This window comes from Nostoc sp. CCY 9925 (assembly GCF_963920935.1).
Lineage (GTDB): Bacteria > Cyanobacteriota > Cyanobacteriia > Cyanobacteriales > Nostocaceae > Nostoc.
The window spans coordinates 1-15,880 of sequence record NZ_CAWUDO010000040.1; the positions used below are offsets into that span (position 1 = coordinate 1).

The 15,880-nt window shown below is 41.9% G+C and carries 16 protein-coding genes; 11 read left to right on the forward strand and 5 right to left on the reverse strand.

Annotation, left to right across the window (positions count from 1 at the left end; all coding sequences use genetic code 11):
- The first annotated feature begins 291 nt into the window (after positions 1-291).
- Together ACM0OY_RS20175 and ACM0OY_RS20180 are read left to right on the forward strand one after the other, a co-directional pair.
- Positions 292-2,991, forward strand: coding sequence for a caspase, EACC1-associated type (locus tag ACM0OY_RS20175; protein ID WP_414570632.1), 2,700 nt, complete (start codon positions 292-294; stop codon positions 2,989-2,991).
- 7 nt (positions 2,992-2,998) lie between these two features.
- A complete protein-coding gene (locus tag ACM0OY_RS20180; protein WP_414570633.1) occupies positions 2,999-3,190 on the forward strand; it encodes a hypothetical protein in 192 nt (63 codons plus the stop codon).
- Between the two features lie 44 nt (positions 3,191-3,234).
- Here the strand turns inward: ACM0OY_RS20180 and ACM0OY_RS20185 are convergent, their stop codons facing one another.
- Positions 3,235-3,564: a helix-turn-helix domain-containing protein gene (locus tag ACM0OY_RS20185; protein ID WP_229496735.1), complete on the reverse strand. Its 330-nt coding sequence runs from the start codon at positions 3,562-3,564 to the stop codon at positions 3,235-3,237.
- Between the two features lie 219 nt (positions 3,565-3,783).
- On the opposite strand from ACM0OY_RS20185, the gene ACM0OY_RS20190 reads away from it, so the two are divergent.
- The 3 genes from ACM0OY_RS20190 (at position 3,784) to ACM0OY_RS20200 (ending at position 5,234) form a co-directional block, all read left to right on the forward strand.
- Positions 3,784-4,008, forward strand: a complete 225-nt coding sequence (locus ACM0OY_RS20190; RefSeq protein ID WP_414570634.1) for a ribbon-helix-helix domain-containing protein — start codon at positions 3,784-3,786, stop codon at positions 4,006-4,008.
- On the forward strand, positions 3,995-4,330 hold the full coding sequence (locus ACM0OY_RS20195) for a type II toxin-antitoxin system PemK/MazF family toxin (protein WP_414570635.1): 336 nt from the start codon (positions 3,995-3,997) through the stop codon (positions 4,328-4,330). Before ACM0OY_RS20190 ends, ACM0OY_RS20195 begins: the two co-directional genes overlap by 14 nt.
- A gap of 244 nt (positions 4,331-4,574) precedes the next feature.
- On the forward strand, positions 4,575-5,234 hold the full coding sequence (locus ACM0OY_RS20200; protein WP_414570636.1) for a pentapeptide repeat-containing protein: 660 nt from the start codon (positions 4,575-4,577) through the stop codon (positions 5,232-5,234).
- A gap of 254 nt (positions 5,235-5,488) precedes the next feature.
- Here the strand turns inward: ACM0OY_RS20200 and ACM0OY_RS20205 are convergent, their stop codons facing one another.
- The 4 genes from ACM0OY_RS20205 to fraC form a co-directional block, all read right to left on the reverse strand.
- On the reverse strand, positions 5,489-5,827 hold the full coding sequence (locus tag ACM0OY_RS20205; protein ID WP_414570637.1) for a diguanylate cyclase domain-containing protein: 339 nt from the start codon (positions 5,825-5,827) through the stop codon (positions 5,489-5,491).
- Positions 5,828-6,027: 200 nt separating this feature from the next.
- Positions 6,028-6,804: an ABC transporter permease gene (locus ACM0OY_RS20210; RefSeq protein WP_414570638.1), complete on the reverse strand. Its 777-nt coding sequence runs from the start codon at positions 6,802-6,804 to the stop codon at positions 6,028-6,030.
- 122 nt (positions 6,805-6,926) lie between these two features.
- Positions 6,927-7,934, reverse strand: coding sequence for a septal junction protein FraD (fraD, locus tag ACM0OY_RS20215; protein ID WP_414570639.1), 1,008 nt, complete (start codon positions 7,932-7,934; stop codon positions 6,927-6,929).
- A 60-nt stretch (positions 7,935-7,994) separates the two neighbouring features.
- A complete protein-coding gene (gene fraC, locus ACM0OY_RS20220) occupies positions 7,995-8,537 on the reverse strand; it encodes a filament integrity protein FraC (protein WP_414570640.1) in 543 nt (180 codons plus the stop codon).
- A 622-nt stretch (positions 8,538-9,159) separates the two neighbouring features.
- On the opposite strand from fraC, the gene ACM0OY_RS20225 reads away from it, so the two are divergent.
- The 6 genes from ACM0OY_RS20225 (at position 9,160) to ACM0OY_RS20250 (ending at position 15,842) form a co-directional block, all read left to right on the forward strand.
- Entirely contained in the window at positions 9,160-10,524 is a 1,365-nt protein-coding gene (locus ACM0OY_RS20225; protein WP_414570641.1) for an LLM class flavin-dependent oxidoreductase, read from the forward strand.
- Between the two features lie 146 nt (positions 10,525-10,670).
- Entirely contained in the window at positions 10,671-12,209 is a 1,539-nt protein-coding gene (locus ACM0OY_RS20230; protein ID WP_414570642.1) for an amidohydrolase family protein, read from the forward strand.
- 75 nt (positions 12,210-12,284) lie between these two features.
- Positions 12,285-12,938: a dienelactone hydrolase family protein gene (locus ACM0OY_RS20235; RefSeq protein ID WP_414570643.1), complete on the forward strand. Its 654-nt coding sequence runs from the start codon at positions 12,285-12,287 to the stop codon at positions 12,936-12,938.
- Positions 12,939-12,945: 7 nt separating this feature from the next.
- On the forward strand, positions 12,946-13,620 hold the full coding sequence (locus ACM0OY_RS20240) for a class I SAM-dependent methyltransferase (RefSeq protein WP_414570644.1): 675 nt from the start codon (positions 12,946-12,948) through the stop codon (positions 13,618-13,620).
- Positions 13,621-13,698: 78 nt separating this feature from the next.
- Positions 13,699-14,697 carry an aldo/keto reductase gene (locus tag ACM0OY_RS20245; RefSeq protein WP_414570645.1) on the forward strand — a complete coding sequence of 333 codons (999 nt, stop codon included), beginning with the start codon at positions 13,699-13,701 and terminating at the stop codon, positions 14,695-14,697.
- Positions 14,698-14,789: 92 nt separating this feature from the next.
- A complete protein-coding gene (locus ACM0OY_RS20250; RefSeq protein ID WP_414570646.1) occupies positions 14,790-15,842 on the forward strand; it encodes an aliphatic sulfonate ABC transporter substrate-binding protein in 1,053 nt (350 codons plus the stop codon).
- Positions 15,843-15,880: the final 38 nt, after the last annotated feature.

Sequence of the window (15,880 nt, forward strand, 5' to 3'; positions counted from 1 at the left end):
GCCTCGCAATTGAGTTGTGTCGCCTCGCAATTGAGTTGTGTCGCCTCGCAATTGAATTGTGTCGCCTCGCAATTGAGTTGCATCGCCTCGCAATTGAGTTGTATCGACATGCAATGTTGTAGCAACAGCCAAGGAGGTTAGGACATTAACAGATGGTAAAACTTAGACACAAAGAGACTTTTCACCCAGTCCCCAGTCCCTTGGTATAGGTGATATTCTAAAACTTGGTATGAAAAAAACAACACAGAAATGAAAGCGGCATAGGATTCGATCGCAGCATAGGTGAGTTAAATGGCGAAGGTAGCGTTGCTGATTGGAGTCAGTGAGTATGAGCCAGGGCTGAACCCTTTGCCCAGTGCAGTTAGAGATGTGGAAGCAGTGTGCGAGGTACTGCTGCATCCAGAGATGGGCGGATTTGCTGCCTCAGATATTACGCTGCTAAAAAATCCTGAACGACAAGTTGTAGAAATTGCGATCGAAACGCTGTTTTCCAGTCGCCACAAAGATGATTTGCTGCTGCTATACTTTTCGGGACACGGCATCAAAGACGATCGCGGTAGGCTGTATCTGGCAACTCGCAACACCAGTAAAACGCCGCAGGGCGAACTGATTCGTGCAACGGCGGTATCTGCCAATTTTATTCACGATCGCATGAGTGAAAGCCGTTGTCGGCGGCAGGTGGTAATCCTGGATAGCTGCTTTAGTGGTGCCTTTGCCGAGGGAATGTCCGCCAAAGATGACGGGACAATTGACATCCGGCAGCAGTTGGGCGGTGAAGGACGAGCCGTGTTGACTTCTTCTACTTCGACTCAATATTCCTTTGAAGAAGAGGGGCAAGATTTATCGATTTACACTCGTTTTTTGGTTGCAGGCATCAAATCGGGAGAAGCCGATCGCGATGGGGATGAGTTTATCTCCATCGATGAACTCCATGAATACGCCAGTCAGAAGGTGCGAGAACTTCAGCCTGCTATGAAGCCGGAAATCTATGCAATCCGAGAAGGCTTTAAAATTCAACTGGCAAAGGTGGCTCCGGGCGATTCCAGACAGCGATACCGTAAGGAGGTAGCGCGATTTATTCATCGAGGCGAAATTTCCTTTGTTGGTCGTCGCACATTGGATGTACTCAGGACTCGCTTGGGATTGGAGACAGCTCAAGCCAAGGCCATCGAAGATGAAGTGTTAGAACCGTATCGCAAGCAGTTCCGCAAAAACCTCCAGCAGTATCAGCAGGTGTTCGCCGAACTACTGGAGCGAGACGAGACGATTACCGATAGCGATCGCCAGGATCTGCAAAATCTCCAGCAAATTTTGGGGCTGCGGAATGAGGACACGATGCCCATTGAGGCACAGGTGACTGCACGCTTTAAGACACATCAGCAAAACCTCCAAACATATCAGCAGGCATTTACAACGGCACTACGACAGGAGTTTCCCCTGAGTACGGCAAGCCGCGATCGCTTACGGCAAACCCAGCAACAATTACAACTTGCGGATCGAGATATTGCCGCGATTCAATCTCAGATTACGGCTGAGGTGGAAGCATATCATCAGAAACTCCAAGAATACAAACGGCTGTTTTTTACTGCCACCCAGCAGGAATATCCTCTGGGTCAGGCAACCCAGACTAACTTACATCAACAGCAGCAGCGCTTGGCACTGACTGATGTAGATGTTGCACCAATTGAAGCGCAAATCACAACCCAGATTGAAAGCTATCACCAAAAACTCCAGCAGTACGAACAGGCGTTTGTGAAGGCGACGCAGCGCCAGCATTATCCTGATGAGGTGACGCAAAAGCAGTTGCAGGAAACCTGGCAGACGTTGGGGTTGAGTGAAGAAGATGTGGAGGCGATCAAGAAGCGGATTAATGCCGAGATTGAAACGCATCAAGTAAACTTGCGGCAATATGAGCAAGAATTTACACAAGCTGTTCAGCAAGAATATCCCCTCAGTGCTGTCAAACGCTCTCAACTAACGCAACGTCATCAAGCGTTGAATCTGACTGCTGAGAATGTGACTGCAATTGAAAATCCAATTATTGCTGCGATCGAGGAACATCGGCAAAGGTTACAACAGTATGAAGAGGTGTTTAGAGAGTCAATTCAATTTGAATATCCTCTTAGTGATACAACTCGTGAAGAACTTCAACGTTTTCAACGAATTTTAGAACTTTCAAATAAAACAGTAATTCAGATTGAGGAACGAGTTATTTCTCAAAAAGAACCGATTATCTCCTTAAATGAGGATTTAAAATTGGAACTAAGTGAAAATCAGAATTTTCTTGTATTTGAGATTCAGCAAAATGACAAACAGGAATCACCAGAACTTGGAGAAACTCCTCAACCTGTGCTACCTCATTACCGTAAGGAAACAACCAATTCTCAAATACAATTAGCAACAATTCCCGAACCTGCAAAAGCCCATTTACAACCTGTAGTAACTCAGAAAACAAAAAAAAATCTGCCTTGGATACGATTAATCTTAATTTTCTGTGTCTGGGCATTTTTAGGGTGGCAATTACCAATGATAGAACTTTCATGGTTGTTGCCTTTTAGGAAGTTCCCTGATCCACTAGGGAAAATTCTAATGTGGGTTTCGTTTGGCTCTACGGCTTCGCTATCAGCTTTTGTTGAAGCAGAACTAAAAGTATCAGAAGAATATAGTAATAACTTAAGTACTGAACAGATGAATCTCTTTTTTATCTTTCTTTTTGGCAGCTTATTTGGAATTCCAACAGTGTTTGTTTGGGCTGAAATAGTAAGTTATGGCTGGACATTTATGGGAATCTTAATTGCTTTAGGAGCAAGTATTTTGTTATTTGTTTTATCTTACCTGTTTCAAATTCCTGTCTTTTTAATTTTGTTAAATGGTAAAATCAAGTTAGTTTTTGGCGCTAATCGCTCATTTTCAATATTAATTGGAATCTCTTGTTTAGGTTTAGCATTTGGTTTGATATTAAATTATATAATTAGTCCAGCTATTGGATAACTAAATTTTGTATCTCCTCAATAAAAACATATTCGATGCCTCAAATCCAAAGTTAACTAGAGGAAAAATTTTTTCTATAAAAAATAAAAATGATACAAAAGAGATTGATGAAGACTTCATTATCAACCAAGAGCTTACCCAAGCGATGTATCAAAATAGATTCGTTGCTCATATTTGGTTGCCTTTCTTGCAGAAATAATGCGCGTTAAATTATCACGATCTGTATACCTTTTAGGTTAATAATTATTCACAAACTACAGTCGTGCAAGCAATGGAGCGGCTTTCTGGTTTAGGCTTAATTGTAATTTCTACATCATTACCTAAAATGTTTATAAATCTGATCAATCTATCTATTGAAAAATCTTTTAGTTTACCTCTAGTTAAAGCAGATATTTTTGGTTGATCTATTCCAAGAACTTCCGCTGCTTGGACTTGATTTAATTGGCGATTAGCAATAATTTCACTAATTTTGCGTGCCAGTTCTGCTTTAATTAAGCGCTCTTCAGGATTAGACAATCCTAGATCAGCAAAGACATTTCCGTTACTAATATAAACATCATTTTCGTTGCTCATTTTTTACTCCACTGTTAATAGCATATTAAAGTATAAGCGATGCCTACGGCTGTAAACTACGCACCTGCTGGGCTTTGATGCAAAACTTAGTTTAAAGACTCCAACTAGAAATCATTATGAACCAAGAGCTTACCCAAGCGATCGCCTGTGGGAAAGTGCGATCGCTTTAGTAAGCTAGGATATTAGTACGAATTATTTTTGCTACTAATTGGTAGGAAGATGAATGTAGAAAAACTCTCTATTTCCTTGCCACCATCTTTAGTGGAGTTTGTCGAAAACTACAAGCTCAATAAAGGATGTAAATCTCGTTCTCAAGTAATTGAAGAAGCATTAGAATTGCTGCGAAACCGAGAATTAGAGGCAGCTTACCGAGAAGCATCTGCTGAATTTGATAACGATTGGGTTGTGACAGGGGCAGATGGTTTAACAGATGAAACGTGGTGAGGCAGCGCGTTGCGGGGGTTCCCCCCGTTGTAGCGACTGCCGAACCCGTAAGGGTGATATTTATTACGAAAATCTTAGTCCGGTGATGGGTTCAGAAATGGGTAAACGTCGTCCAGTCCTGATTGTGAGTAATAACATAAGTAATATTGCTGGTATAACTGTTACAATTTTACCGCTTACTTATAATGTAAGCCGTGTTTATCCCTTTGAAGTTTTGCTTAATCCAGAGGTTAGTGGTTTAACGAAGCCTTCAAAAAGGCTCAGAAGTTATGCAACTGAAGGCAGCAGAATTCTGCAAAATTCTAGACCTTATGGAAATTAAATTTTCTTATCTTTTTCAATCTCAATTATGAATTATGAATTATAGCGTATCAATATTTCCTGACTTATGTCAGCATTTTTTGTTTTAAAAAAGACTTTAAGAGCGTATTTTTAGGTTATTGACGATTTTTTCGGAATTTATTGTTGATTATTGATCGTTTTGATCTCCATTTGAGGTGTACTCTCAATATACGGTAACTCTCGCGATCGCCCTTTGAGATAAGTTACACCCAGAGGTGAATACCATGAATAATTATGCTGACAAGCAAGAATTTATCTTAAATCAAATCACAAACAAATGTTTTCAGCGTCACAATTTCAGTGGATATGACTTGAGTGAAATTGATCTGAAAGGACTGGATTTAAGTGGATTTAACTTTATAGGAGCAGATTTGCGTGGTACCAATCTATCTGGTTCTATTCTGACTCGCGCTAATTTAAGTGGCGCAAATTTGATGGAAGCTACTTTATGCGAAGCCAATTTGTATGAAGCCTCTTTATGTGAAGCTAATTTAATTAATGCGGACTTAAGGCAAGCAAATTTGTGTGGAAGTTTTTTATGGCGAGTGAAATTAATAAATAGTAACCTTTGGGGTACTTCATTATGTGCTGCGGATTTGAGGGAAGCAGACTTAACTGAAGCCAAATTAATTGAAGCATCGCTGATTGAAACGAATTTAATTAGAGCAAATCTCACAAAAGCAAAGCTCTGTGGGGCAATATTGCTAGAAGCTAATCTCACTGAAGCTAATTTAACCAGTGCAGACTTAACATGGGCAAACTTAACTAAAACCAACTTGAGTAAAGCAAACCTTTACCAGACAAACCTGATTTATGCAAAATTACGAGATACAATCATGCCTGATGGTACTATTAAAGAACCTCAAATACTCATTAGTTATTAGTTATTAGATTTCTTGTACAAGTTGGGAAAAGGGTAAGGGGGGAAGGGAAAAGGGATAAACAAATGGTTATTATAAGACTCATATTTGATTTTTGAAAAAAACTAGGTACACTTAATCTTCTAGAATCCTGTTGCCTTTTGCCTTTTGCCTCTTGCCTATCTACGCAAATAATTTCAGGAATCAAACCGGATTCCTATAGTTATTTTCCTTGTCTTACTATCTCCTCATCTCCCCCAATACCCAATGCCCATAAATCAGAAACCATTAACCACACCAGCACTGATGCGATCGCGCCCTTGATGTTTAGCTGTATAAAGTGCTTTGTCGGCTGCTTCAATTAGATCTTGGGGTAAGAATTTTGAATTTGGCACAATGCTGACAAAGCCTATACTGACAGTAAGATAAGCACATATACCAGACTTGGCATGAGGAATTGCTAAGTTGCGTACTGCTTCTAACATTTTTTGAGCCACATAAATCGCTCCTTGATGTTCCGTGTTAGGAAGAATCACAACAAATTCTTCACCACCGTAACGAGCAACTAAATCGGCTGGACGTTGAACAATACTTTTTAGCGCACTTGCAATAGGCAACGAGAAAGCAGGCTTTTTGAGTTTTACTCAGCTTTTTCAAAAATCAAATATGAATAAACCTCTTGCAAAAGTCCCTAACACCCCACCCCCAACCCCTCCCCGCAAGCGGGGAGGGGAGCGTTTGCGTTAGCAAAGGCGGGGTGGGGTTGTTTATTTTTGATTTATGCAAGAGGTCTAATCTTATAGTTTTAAAATACGCTCTAAAACTCGCGTCGTGAGAAGATAAAAATAGCGATCGCTAACAACATGGCACTGTAGAGTAACCCATAGCTAGCATTGATAAACAGTGCCGTTGTATCAGGTAGTGCTTGCAAACCATAAACAGCATGGTTTTTTAAATCTAATCGAGATAAATCTGGCAAAACTAGAAACAAACCTTGAGTTAAACGTTCTATCCCAAGGTTGCGACTAAGACGACCAAATTCTACCAAATCTTGGGTAATATTCCCCATTAAATACACTGCAAATGTTAAAACAGTCGCCAGCAATGAAGCTGTAAAAACACCAAAGGCGATAGCCACAGAGGTGATTAATGACAACTGCAAAAATAAGAAAATTGCCGCAATTAAAATACTCGCTATTGAGTAAGTAATGTTACCAAATTGCAGAAATAACAGATAAATTACTGTCATCATAGCTATCAGTACAGCTAGGACTGCGGATAATCCCAAATACTTACCGACAATAATTTCACTGCGGCTAACAGGTTTAGCAATTAATACTAAGATAGTGCGTTTTTCAATTTCTTTATTAACTAGTCCCGTACCAACAAATATTGTCACAATTAACCCGATCGCATTCATCGCCGCCATGCCAAAATCTAAAAACATTTTGTCTTCCGTAGCTGCTGCAAATTGAGGAAGAACACCGAAAGCGGCGGCGAGTATTAACGCATAAAAACCAATAATATATAGGATGCGATCGCGTATCACTTCCTGAAACACATTCTTGGCGAGTACAAAAATTCTGGTTGTCATTAGTAATTAGTCATTAGTCATTAGTTAAAACCCTTCGGGTCGGTAAAGGGGAAGAACTTTGTTTAATTCCTTTTTCCTTTCCCCTTTCCCCTTTTCCCTTGGCGAAGCCATCTCCCCACTCTTTATTGCTGCGGAGGCGGCGAACCAGCGATAAATTTATTCAAGCGATCGCATTCAATTTCTCCAACTGTGATTTTATCGCCCGATCTACCAGCTGCTGCAACTGGTTCAATCCGACAAGATTTCTTTAAGTAATACCCCCGTGGATTAGAACTCGGTCCTGTCCAAATACTTAGTAAATCTAATATATACCCAGATTTAGTATTAGATACACGCGGTTCAACACGCCATAATTCCTTCTCTTCATATTTTCCCAGGTTTTTTTGAATTACTCCTCTACCCAAGCTTCCTACTCGCTGTTTTGCATCTAATAACCATTTTTCCACTTCCGACCAAGCTGTTTCACCTATTTGTTCTTCCACTATTGGTTGAAGTTTGTCTAAAATTAAAATCCCATTTGGTGGTGCCTTAGCTGAGTCTTCATTTCTGAGAACAAAGGTACTATTTTTAAAAGTATCTGCCTGTAAGCTGGGATATTGTTCTAACCAATTATCCACTACAAAATAAAACTGAATCCAGCAGCTTAGCAGCATACTACTAGCAACTAAAATTATGATTTTTTGGCGGTCTTCTGGTTTAGGAATTTGAGCTTTAGCATCTGTATCAGTTCCTTCAATAAATTCTGGTATTGCCGTAATTAGTGCTGAAATTGTCGGCCAAAAAACAATTGTTGTTGGTGTAATTACATCCCTTTGGCTGCCAAATGCAAAAACACTAACTAAAAATCCAGTGATTACTGCTCCCACCGGCATAAAAGTGCCAGGAACCCTCAAAGGATCTTCTGTTGTATACCAAGCTGTACCAGCAATTAAAAACAACCAACCAAAAAATGCAATTATATCTTTTATATAACCTATAGCAAAATATGAAAGTACCCAAGAAAAAACACTCATATAAATAAATGTCTGCCAAGAATAAGCTTTAGGCGGAACTAAGATCTTTCTAATTCCTGCGTAAAGTCCTTCAGCAAATCTGAAAACTCCAAATAAATCTTTAAGTAGCGTATTCATATTTCTCCCTACACCTGATTAATTACTGTCTTTGCTCTAAATAGAACAATTATTTATTTGCTACTTGGAGCGGAGTAGTAAAATAATAGTTATCACACTATAACTCAGAGAATTTGCTATTAATACAGTAGTAACTACATTTGTACTTTGCAATTTGATCCTGCTAAAACCGCGCCATTTTTGTCTATTAAACAATTGAATTTCTTCTTCTTTTTTAGCAAATGGTTCCTTTAATAAGGATAAGAGTAACCCCCTCAAAAGAATATATTTAACGATAAAAGTACCAAAGAAAATTATAAAAGCAGTTAAAATTAGTAGAGTCTGTGTCCCAGGTGATTTAAAATTATTAAAAAACATATAATTAATTAACTCTGATTTCACCTGTATTGGCAACATAGGTTCCGAGACAAAAAATATAGACCAACCAATTACACTAGAAAACAGATTAATAGAAATGCCATAAAAAATGCTAGTTTTTTTATCAAATTTTAGCCGTTTGTGCAAAACATATGCCTCAATGGGGATGGCAATCAGTACAAATAAAAAGTCAAACAGAATTCCACCAATGGGAAAAATCCTCGGAAGCATCCAACTTTCAGGCATAAAAAGTCAATGGTAAGGGTTAACTGTAGAGAGTATAACCGGGATAGTGGCGGTGATGGGGGAAATTATCCTATTAGTGGGGAGTAGGAAGTGTGGGGAGAAATAACCAATGCCCAATGCCGAGCGATCGCTCAGTTTGCAATACTTAATGTTTGGAAAACTAATAATTCGTTTATCATGCAATTGTGATTTCCAGTACATTTTTTTTTGTGTGTATTGTGTAAACTGTATCTGCTGAGTCAAATTGCTATAGAAATTTATGGTAATTCAATCGCCAAGCAGTAGCACCCCTAGTTCTACTGTGGTATTAACCTGACCTCCAGTTCCGCGATCTCACTGCTTGTAGAGCAATTAGTAATACCAATTTGAAAAATGATTGCGATATTATAGATAGCCAAAAGCGATTACTACTGACTGTTTCACAATCTAAAATCCCAAATGGTATGAGCTTGTGCAAGTAAATTTGGTTATTGCCAAAGCATTCCATCACTAAATTCAGTGTCTTTTCATATCTGCTTCAGACATCCCTGACGCAGACATGAAAACTCATTGGGTATACACAAATCAGCGATACCCCCGGTAGAGCTAGTGCTAGCGCACTAGTAAGAAAAGAGCAAAATATATGAACAAAACACGTAAGTTTCGTTTAGGTGCATTCATTCAAGCAACCGGACATCATGTTTCTGCTTGGCGGCATCCCGATTCACAAGCAGATGCTGGTTTAAATTTCGAGCATTATAAGGAAATTACTCAGACTGCTGAACGTGGCTTGTTCGATGCAGTTTTTCTAGCAGACAGCCCAGGAGTCTGGGGCGGCAGTCCGGAAACTCAGAAACGCAATGGAAAACTTGCTCATTTCGAGCCGGTCACCCTGTTCTCAGCTTTGTCTTCCGTCACCCAAAATATCGGCTTTATTGCTACCGCCTCCACCACCTATGAACAGCCCTACACACTAGCACGTAAGTTTGCTTCTTTGGACTATCTGAGTAAAGGTCGGGCAGGCTGGAATGTAGTCACCACAGGCAATGAAAATGCCGCTCATAATTTCGGCCACGACCAACACCCAGAACACAGCCAGCGTTACGAACGTGCCGAAGAGTTTGTGGAAGTGGTGAAAGGACTGTGGGATAGCTGGGAAGACGACGCCTTCATCCGTGATAAGGACTCTGGTATCTATTTCGACACCGACAAACTGCACATACTCAATCACAAGGGCAAACATTTTTCTGTCAAAGGCCCTTTGAACGTCGGTCGTCCGCCCCAAGGCTACCCAGTAATTGTGCAGGCTGGAGCTTCAGAAGCCGGACGGGACTTGGCTGCGCGTACCGCCGAAGTTATCTTTACGGCTAATCAAACCCTAGCCGATGCCCAGGAATTTTATGCCGATGTCAAAGGTCGGCTAGGGAAATATGGGCGATCGCCAGACGATCTGAAAATAATGCCTGGTGCTTTTCCAATCATTGGCCGTACCGAATCAGAAGCTCAAGAAAAGTACGAATTCCTACAATCGTTGATTCACCCTGATGTCGCCTGGGGTATATTGAAAAACTATTACAAAGGTGTCGATTTATCTAAATATTCTCTAGACGATCTAGCTCCCGAACTGCCCACCGACACGAACAACAACAAAAGTCGTCTCAAATTAGTCAAAGATTTAGCTACTCGCGGCACTCTGACGCTGCGGCAGTTGTATCTCTCGCTTGCTACCGCCAGAGGCCATCGAACCATCCTTGGTACTCCCGAAACCATTGCCGACCAGCTAGAAGAATGGTTTAACAACGGTGCAGCAGATGGCTTTAATATCATGCCGCCAATCCTACCTACAGGATTAGATGATTTCGTTAACCTAGTCATTCCCGTCTTACAAAAACGCGGATTATTTCGTACTGAATACGAGGGTACTACCTTGCGTGAAAACCTAGGATTGGGTCGGCCGAGCAATGGTTTTGCCGTCAAACAAGCGGATGAAAGATTGGTGTTGGCGTAAAGGAATTTCTCACAGATGCCGAAGCCACACCTTTTACAGCACACCTTCTGTAGATCCCCACCCCAAGAGGTAGGCGGCAAAGGTGAATAACTAATGACTAATGACTAATGACTAATAACCAATTGTAATTTTTGGAAGCAAAAATCATGACTGAATATAGCCGATTAAAGACTTCGCACTCCGCTGCAATCAGAGCAACTCTTGATTATCCAGTAATCGATACTGACGTTCATACCAATGATTTCACCCCAGCTTTTGAGGATTACATCGCTAATTATGGCGGTGCGAAACTCGTGGATGAATTACGTAAGGCGGAAGCTTCGCGTCTCAACTCCAAGAGCAATGGTAAAGATTGGTATCAACAAACTCCTGAAGAACGTCAACGCAACCGTACAATTCGATCGCCTTGGTGGGCAAGAGTCACCCGCAATACGCTGGATCTTGCTACTTACACCATTCCTGCATTGCTCTATGAGCGTCAGGCCGAACAGGGGTCAGACTATTCAGTGCTATTTCCCAACAATGTCTTAGCACCGGCTGGCGCAAGTCCAGAGAACCGTCAAGCACTGCAAAGGGCGGTGAATCACTATCATGCTGATATTTACAAGAAATATAGCGATCGCCTGACGGTGGTAGCTGGCATCCCTATGAGTAATCCTCAAGAGGCTATTGAGGAGCTAGAATTTGCAGTGAAAACACTGGGTTTGAAAGTGGCAAATATTCCTGGTGGTGTGAAACGACCAATTAAGGCGATCGCTGATAAATACCCAGCCGATCAATTCCCGGAAATCGCCAAGTATGCTTCCTATATCGACTTTTACGGATTAGATAGCGAATATGACTACGATCCATTCTGGGCTAAGGCCGTAGAACTAGGTGTACCCATTACTACCCATTACGGTAGTCAAGGTTGGACTGGACGCTCTTCCATCAGTAACTACATGAATAACCACATCGGTCACTTTGCCGATGGTTCCCAAGCATTTGCCAAAGCATTGTTCTTTGGTGGTGTGACCAAGCGATTCCCACAGTTGCGCGTCGGTATGCTAGAAGGTGGTGCAGACTGGGGTGCCCACGTCTACATTCATTTGGTTGATCGTTTCTCCAAGCGCAATGTCAAGGGACTGGAAAACTACAATCCAGAATTTACAAATTCTGATGAGTTGTTCGAGTTATTTGAGCGTTTCGGTGGCGAAATTACTCAAGGATATTCCCTGAGTAAAGAAGAATTGACCAAGAGTGTACTCGGTTCTTCATTCAGCCGTCATAGCCGCCAGCCAGTTGGCAGCGAATTGAACGATTTTGGCGCAGCAGAAATTGAAACAATTGAAGACATCCGCGATCGCTGGGTGAACAGTTTCTTCTTTGGTTCCGAGTCCGACGACCGCACCATCGCCGCAGCATTCAACGACAAAGCTAATCCATTGAATGTCAAAATCAACGCCATCTATTCCTCAGATGTTGGCCATTGGGATGTACCCGATCTCACATCCCCCTTGGCTGAAAGCTGGGATTTGGTAAAAGAAGGCGTGATTTCGGAAGCCGACTTCAAATCTTATGTATTCGCTAATCCCTACAAGTTTTACACCCAAGCCAACCCCGACTTCTTCAAGGGGACAGCGGTTGAATCCAAAGTAGGTAACATCGAATCTTTACAAGTAGATAAAAACCTTGTAGTGGCTTAAAGCACTCAAAAGTGCTGAGTACTTTTTACTTTACTCAGCACTTTAATCAAACACACACGCTTAGGAGTTACAACTATGTCTATCGAACACCGTTCTGGTTTATTGCCTTATCTATTTGCGATCGCTTCTGAAGATACCAACAAACCTGCACCCCTGGTATTGTTTTTGCATGGGGCGCGCGATCGCGGCAATGATTTAAATGTACTCCTGAAATGGGGTTTACCTCGTTTTGTGAACGAATCAAGCCCCTTAACTTACTTCTTTGCAGCCCCTCAGCTTCCAGAAGGACAGACTTGGGTAGAGCGAGAATCAGATGTCATTGCTTTCTTGGATGAACTGATTGCCTCCCATCCCATCGATCCATCCGGTATCATCTTATCTGGATTCAGTTTAGGTACGGCTGGAGCTTGGCAGATTGCTGCTTCCCATCCTAGTCGCTTCGCTGGTTTAGTAGCAGTATCTGGTCGTGTTCCCAAAACCTTAGAACCCAATCAACTAGCTGGACTCAAAGAAATTCCCATTCAAATATTCCAAGGTGGCAAAGATGAAAAACTGCCAATTGAGGATACACAGCAGATTGTCGATACCTTACGCGGTCTGGGTGGGACAGTAGATTTTACTGTACTACCCGAAGGCGATCATTTTATTGCTGATGAAGTGTATGGAGACTCAAAATTGCAAAAATGGCTGATTTCACAAAGCCGTCGTCAAGCTTCTGTAGTGGTCTGAAGCATTTATGTCTTACGCTCCATCTGCTCACTGGAACGAATTCTTCTCTAAATGTAGGGATGCTGGCACAGATTTAGATTGGGGAACCCAATGGACAAAGATTCACCTTCCGTTTCTCAAGTCCGCCAACGTTAAAACTGTGCTTGACCTTGGTTGTGGTACAGGAAACGACGTGTTACGTCTTGTACAACAAGGTTTTACAGTGAGTGGTATGGATTTCTCAGAGGAGGCAGTGCGACAAGGACGCGAGAAATCAGAAAAGTTAGGACTAAATGCGCAGTTTGTAGTTGCCGACATGGCAAAACGTCTGCCTTTTGATAGTGCAACTTTTGATGCTGTCATGTCTAATGTTGCTATTCACATGTTTTCAGATCGGATTACACGCGAATTGTTTGAAGAAATTCGACGAATAATACGCCCCAATGGATTATTTGTTTTCCACGTTAATTCTACAGAAGACGCTCTAGTTAGGGCAGAACGTCACCCACCCCTGCGCGAAATAGAGCCAAATTACTTTCTAGAACGTCATGGACAGACTATGCATTTTTTCTCTCAAGAATATTTGCTAGACCTGTTATCTGACTGGAAAGATGTAGAGCTGAAACATTACGAAATATTGGATGAGCAAACGAGCAAGCTGTTTAAACGAGTTTGGTGGGGTAAGGCAATACAGCCTGACTAATCTCTAATGACAATCTTTACCGAAGAAACCTAGTTTCTGAATTCTGCTTTCTTTCAATCAACAACAACGAATATATCCATGACCATACCAACCACTAAGCTCGGTAAAACCGGATTGACCGTTTCACGCCTTTGTCTGGGCACCATGACCTTCGGATTGCAGACAGATGAAGAAACTTCCAGGCAGATCCTTGACACCGCCGCTGATGCTGGAATCAACTTTTTGGACACAGCCGACGTTTATCCGCTTGGGGGTGGTCTTGCTACTGCTGGTAGCACTGAAGAAATTATTGGGCGCTGGTTGAAAGGGAAACGCGAACATTTTATTCTGGCTACTAAGTGCGTAGGTCGGGTAGGCCCTGCGCCTTGGGATCAGGGTGCTTCGCGCAAACATATTCTGGATGCGATCGATGCTTCTCTAAGACGGCTGCAAACAGATTATATCGACTTGTATCAATTGCACTCTGACGATGTTTCAACCCCCATCGATGAAACTCTAGAAGCATTGGATATAGTAGTTCGTGCTGGTAAGGCACGCTATATCGGGATTTCTAACTTCTTAGCTTATCGACTTAGCCGTGCCTTGGGTCGCGCTGATGTGCGTAATCTAACTCGCTTCGTCTCGATTCAGCCCCGCTATAACCTATTGTTCCGCGAAATTGAGCGGGAATTATTGCCCCTGGCGCAAGAAGAAGGACTGGGTGTAATTTCCTACAATCCCTTAGCTGGCGGTTTGCTCACTGGCAAACACAGTCTTGCTCAAGGTCCCACCGCAGGTACACGTTTCACCTTGGGTGCCGCCGCAGAACGTTATCAAGAACGCTACTGGCGCGATCGCGAGTTTAATACTGTGGAGGAATTACGCACAGTGGCGGAGTTTGCAGGATTATCGCTCACTACCTTAGCAGTAGCTTGGGTTTTAGCTAATCCGATTATTACAGCCCCGATTATTGGTGCTAGCCGTCCACAACAACTTGCTGACACTTTGAAGGCTTTGGAAGTAAAACTCGATGACAATTTGAAACAAAAACTAGATGACCTCACTGCTGAATATCGCAGGGGAGATTCTCTGCGTTAGGGATTTGAGACGCGATGAATTTTTTAGACGCGATGAATTGCGTCTCTACATAAAGGTTGATCTGAACTTTATTGAATTATTTAGTTATACCAATGATTAAACGCCGTCGTTTTCTCAATGTTGCTACATCAGGTGTATCTGGTTTTTCTCTGGCATATCTGTTAGGAAGTTGTAGCCAACAAAGTCAACAAAATATATTAAACAGCACTACTAGCAGTTCAAGTTCCCTTGGTATTAAAAGCAAGGTTTTACGCATGGGGTATCAGAGTGCGGGGGATCTTGTGAGAAATCGGAAAGTTTTAGAGAAACGCTTGGAACCCTTGGGAATTAAAGTGGAATGGGCGCAATTTGTCCAAGGGCCACAACTGATGGAAGGAATGGCTGCGGGAAGAGTTGATGTAGGGTCTGTGGGAGAAACGCCACCAATTTTTGCCCAAGTAGCTGGGTCAGACCTGGTTTATGTCGTCGGTACACAAAGAAACAAAACAACAGGGACAAGTAGTGTTATTGCTGTACCTCCAGAGTCTCCACTGAAAAAATTTGAGGAGATCAAGGGGCAAGAAGTTTATTTTCAAAAAGGCTCGGCATCCCACTATTTTATTCTCAGAGCCTTGCAGTCAATTGGCTTGACCATCAAAGATATTAAAATCAAAAGTATACCAACTATTGAGGCGCGGGCTGCTTTTATTGAAGGTAAAATTCCAGTTTGGATGGCAGGAGATCCGCATTATGCGATCGCCGAAAAAATGGGTAGAATTCGCGTCCTTAAAAATTCTGTTGGTTTAGATTCTCCTGGTGGCTATTATATTGCTGACAGGAAGTTTGCCGAACAAAATCCTGGTTTACTAAAAATTCTTATTGAGGAGCTTCATGCTCTTGATAAATGGGCAGACGCGAATCGAGATGAAGTAGCCAAATTGATGATCGCTGAACAAAAACTTGATAAGGATGTGGTAGCAAGGGTGATGTCTCGTCGCACTTTCGTTGGACGCAGAGGTCTTAGCCAAGCACTGATTACAGAACAACAACGTGTAGCAGATTTGTTCTTTGAACAGGGTGTCATACCAAAGAGAATCAACATTCAGGATGCGTTACTTCCGCCCGATTTGTATGCTGCAATCACACCTGCTGAAATTATGGTTTAGAAACTCTCGCGCAGTATTTTTCACTTTGTACTTAATTT

What these genes read in the sequence shown, in the direction of transcription:
- ACM0OY_RS20235 (WP_414570643.1), top strand. Translation starts at nt 12,285, where the DNA reads ATGTCTATCGAACACCGTTCTGGTTTATTGCCTTATCTATTTGCGATC.
- ACM0OY_RS20240 (WP_414570644.1), top strand. Translation starts at nt 12,946, where the DNA reads ATGTCTTACGCTCCATCTGCTCACTGGAACGAATTCTTCTCTAAATGT.
- ACM0OY_RS20230 (WP_414570642.1), top strand. Translation starts at nt 10,671, where the DNA reads ATGACTGAATATAGCCGATTAAAGACTTCGCACTCCGCTGCAATCAGA.
- ACM0OY_RS20175 (WP_414570632.1), top strand. Translation starts at nt 292, where the DNA reads ATGGCGAAGGTAGCGTTGCTGATTGGAGTCAGTGAGTATGAGCCAGGG.
- fraD (WP_414570639.1), bottom strand. Translation starts at nt 7,934, where the DNA reads ATGAATACGCTACTTAAAGATTTATTTGGAGTTTTCAGATTTGCTGAA.
- ACM0OY_RS20210 (WP_414570638.1), bottom strand. Translation starts at nt 6,804, where the DNA reads ATGACAACCAGAATTTTTGTACTCGCCAAGAATGTGTTTCAGGAAGTG.
- ACM0OY_RS20200 (WP_414570636.1), top strand. Translation starts at nt 4,575, where the DNA reads ATGAATAATTATGCTGACAAGCAAGAATTTATCTTAAATCAAATCACA.
- ACM0OY_RS20250 (WP_414570646.1), top strand. Translation starts at nt 14,790, where the DNA reads ATGATTAAACGCCGTCGTTTTCTCAATGTTGCTACATCAGGTGTATCT.
- ACM0OY_RS20225 (WP_414570641.1), top strand. Translation starts at nt 9,160, where the DNA reads ATGAACAAAACACGTAAGTTTCGTTTAGGTGCATTCATTCAAGCAACC.
- ACM0OY_RS20245 (WP_414570645.1), top strand. Translation starts at nt 13,699, where the DNA reads ATGACCATACCAACCACTAAGCTCGGTAAAACCGGATTGACCGTTTCA.
- fraC (WP_414570640.1), bottom strand. Translation starts at nt 8,537, where the DNA reads ATGCCTGAAAGTTGGATGCTTCCGAGGATTTTTCCCATTGGTGGAATT.
- ACM0OY_RS20185 (WP_229496735.1), bottom strand. Translation starts at nt 3,564, where the DNA reads ATGAGCAACGAAAATGATGTTTATATTAGTAACGGAAATGTCTTTGCT.
- ACM0OY_RS20190 (WP_414570634.1), top strand. Translation starts at nt 3,784, where the DNA reads ATGAATGTAGAAAAACTCTCTATTTCCTTGCCACCATCTTTAGTGGAG.
- ACM0OY_RS20195 (WP_414570635.1), top strand. Translation starts at nt 3,995, where the DNA reads ATGAAACGTGGTGAGGCAGCGCGTTGCGGGGGTTCCCCCCGTTGTAGC.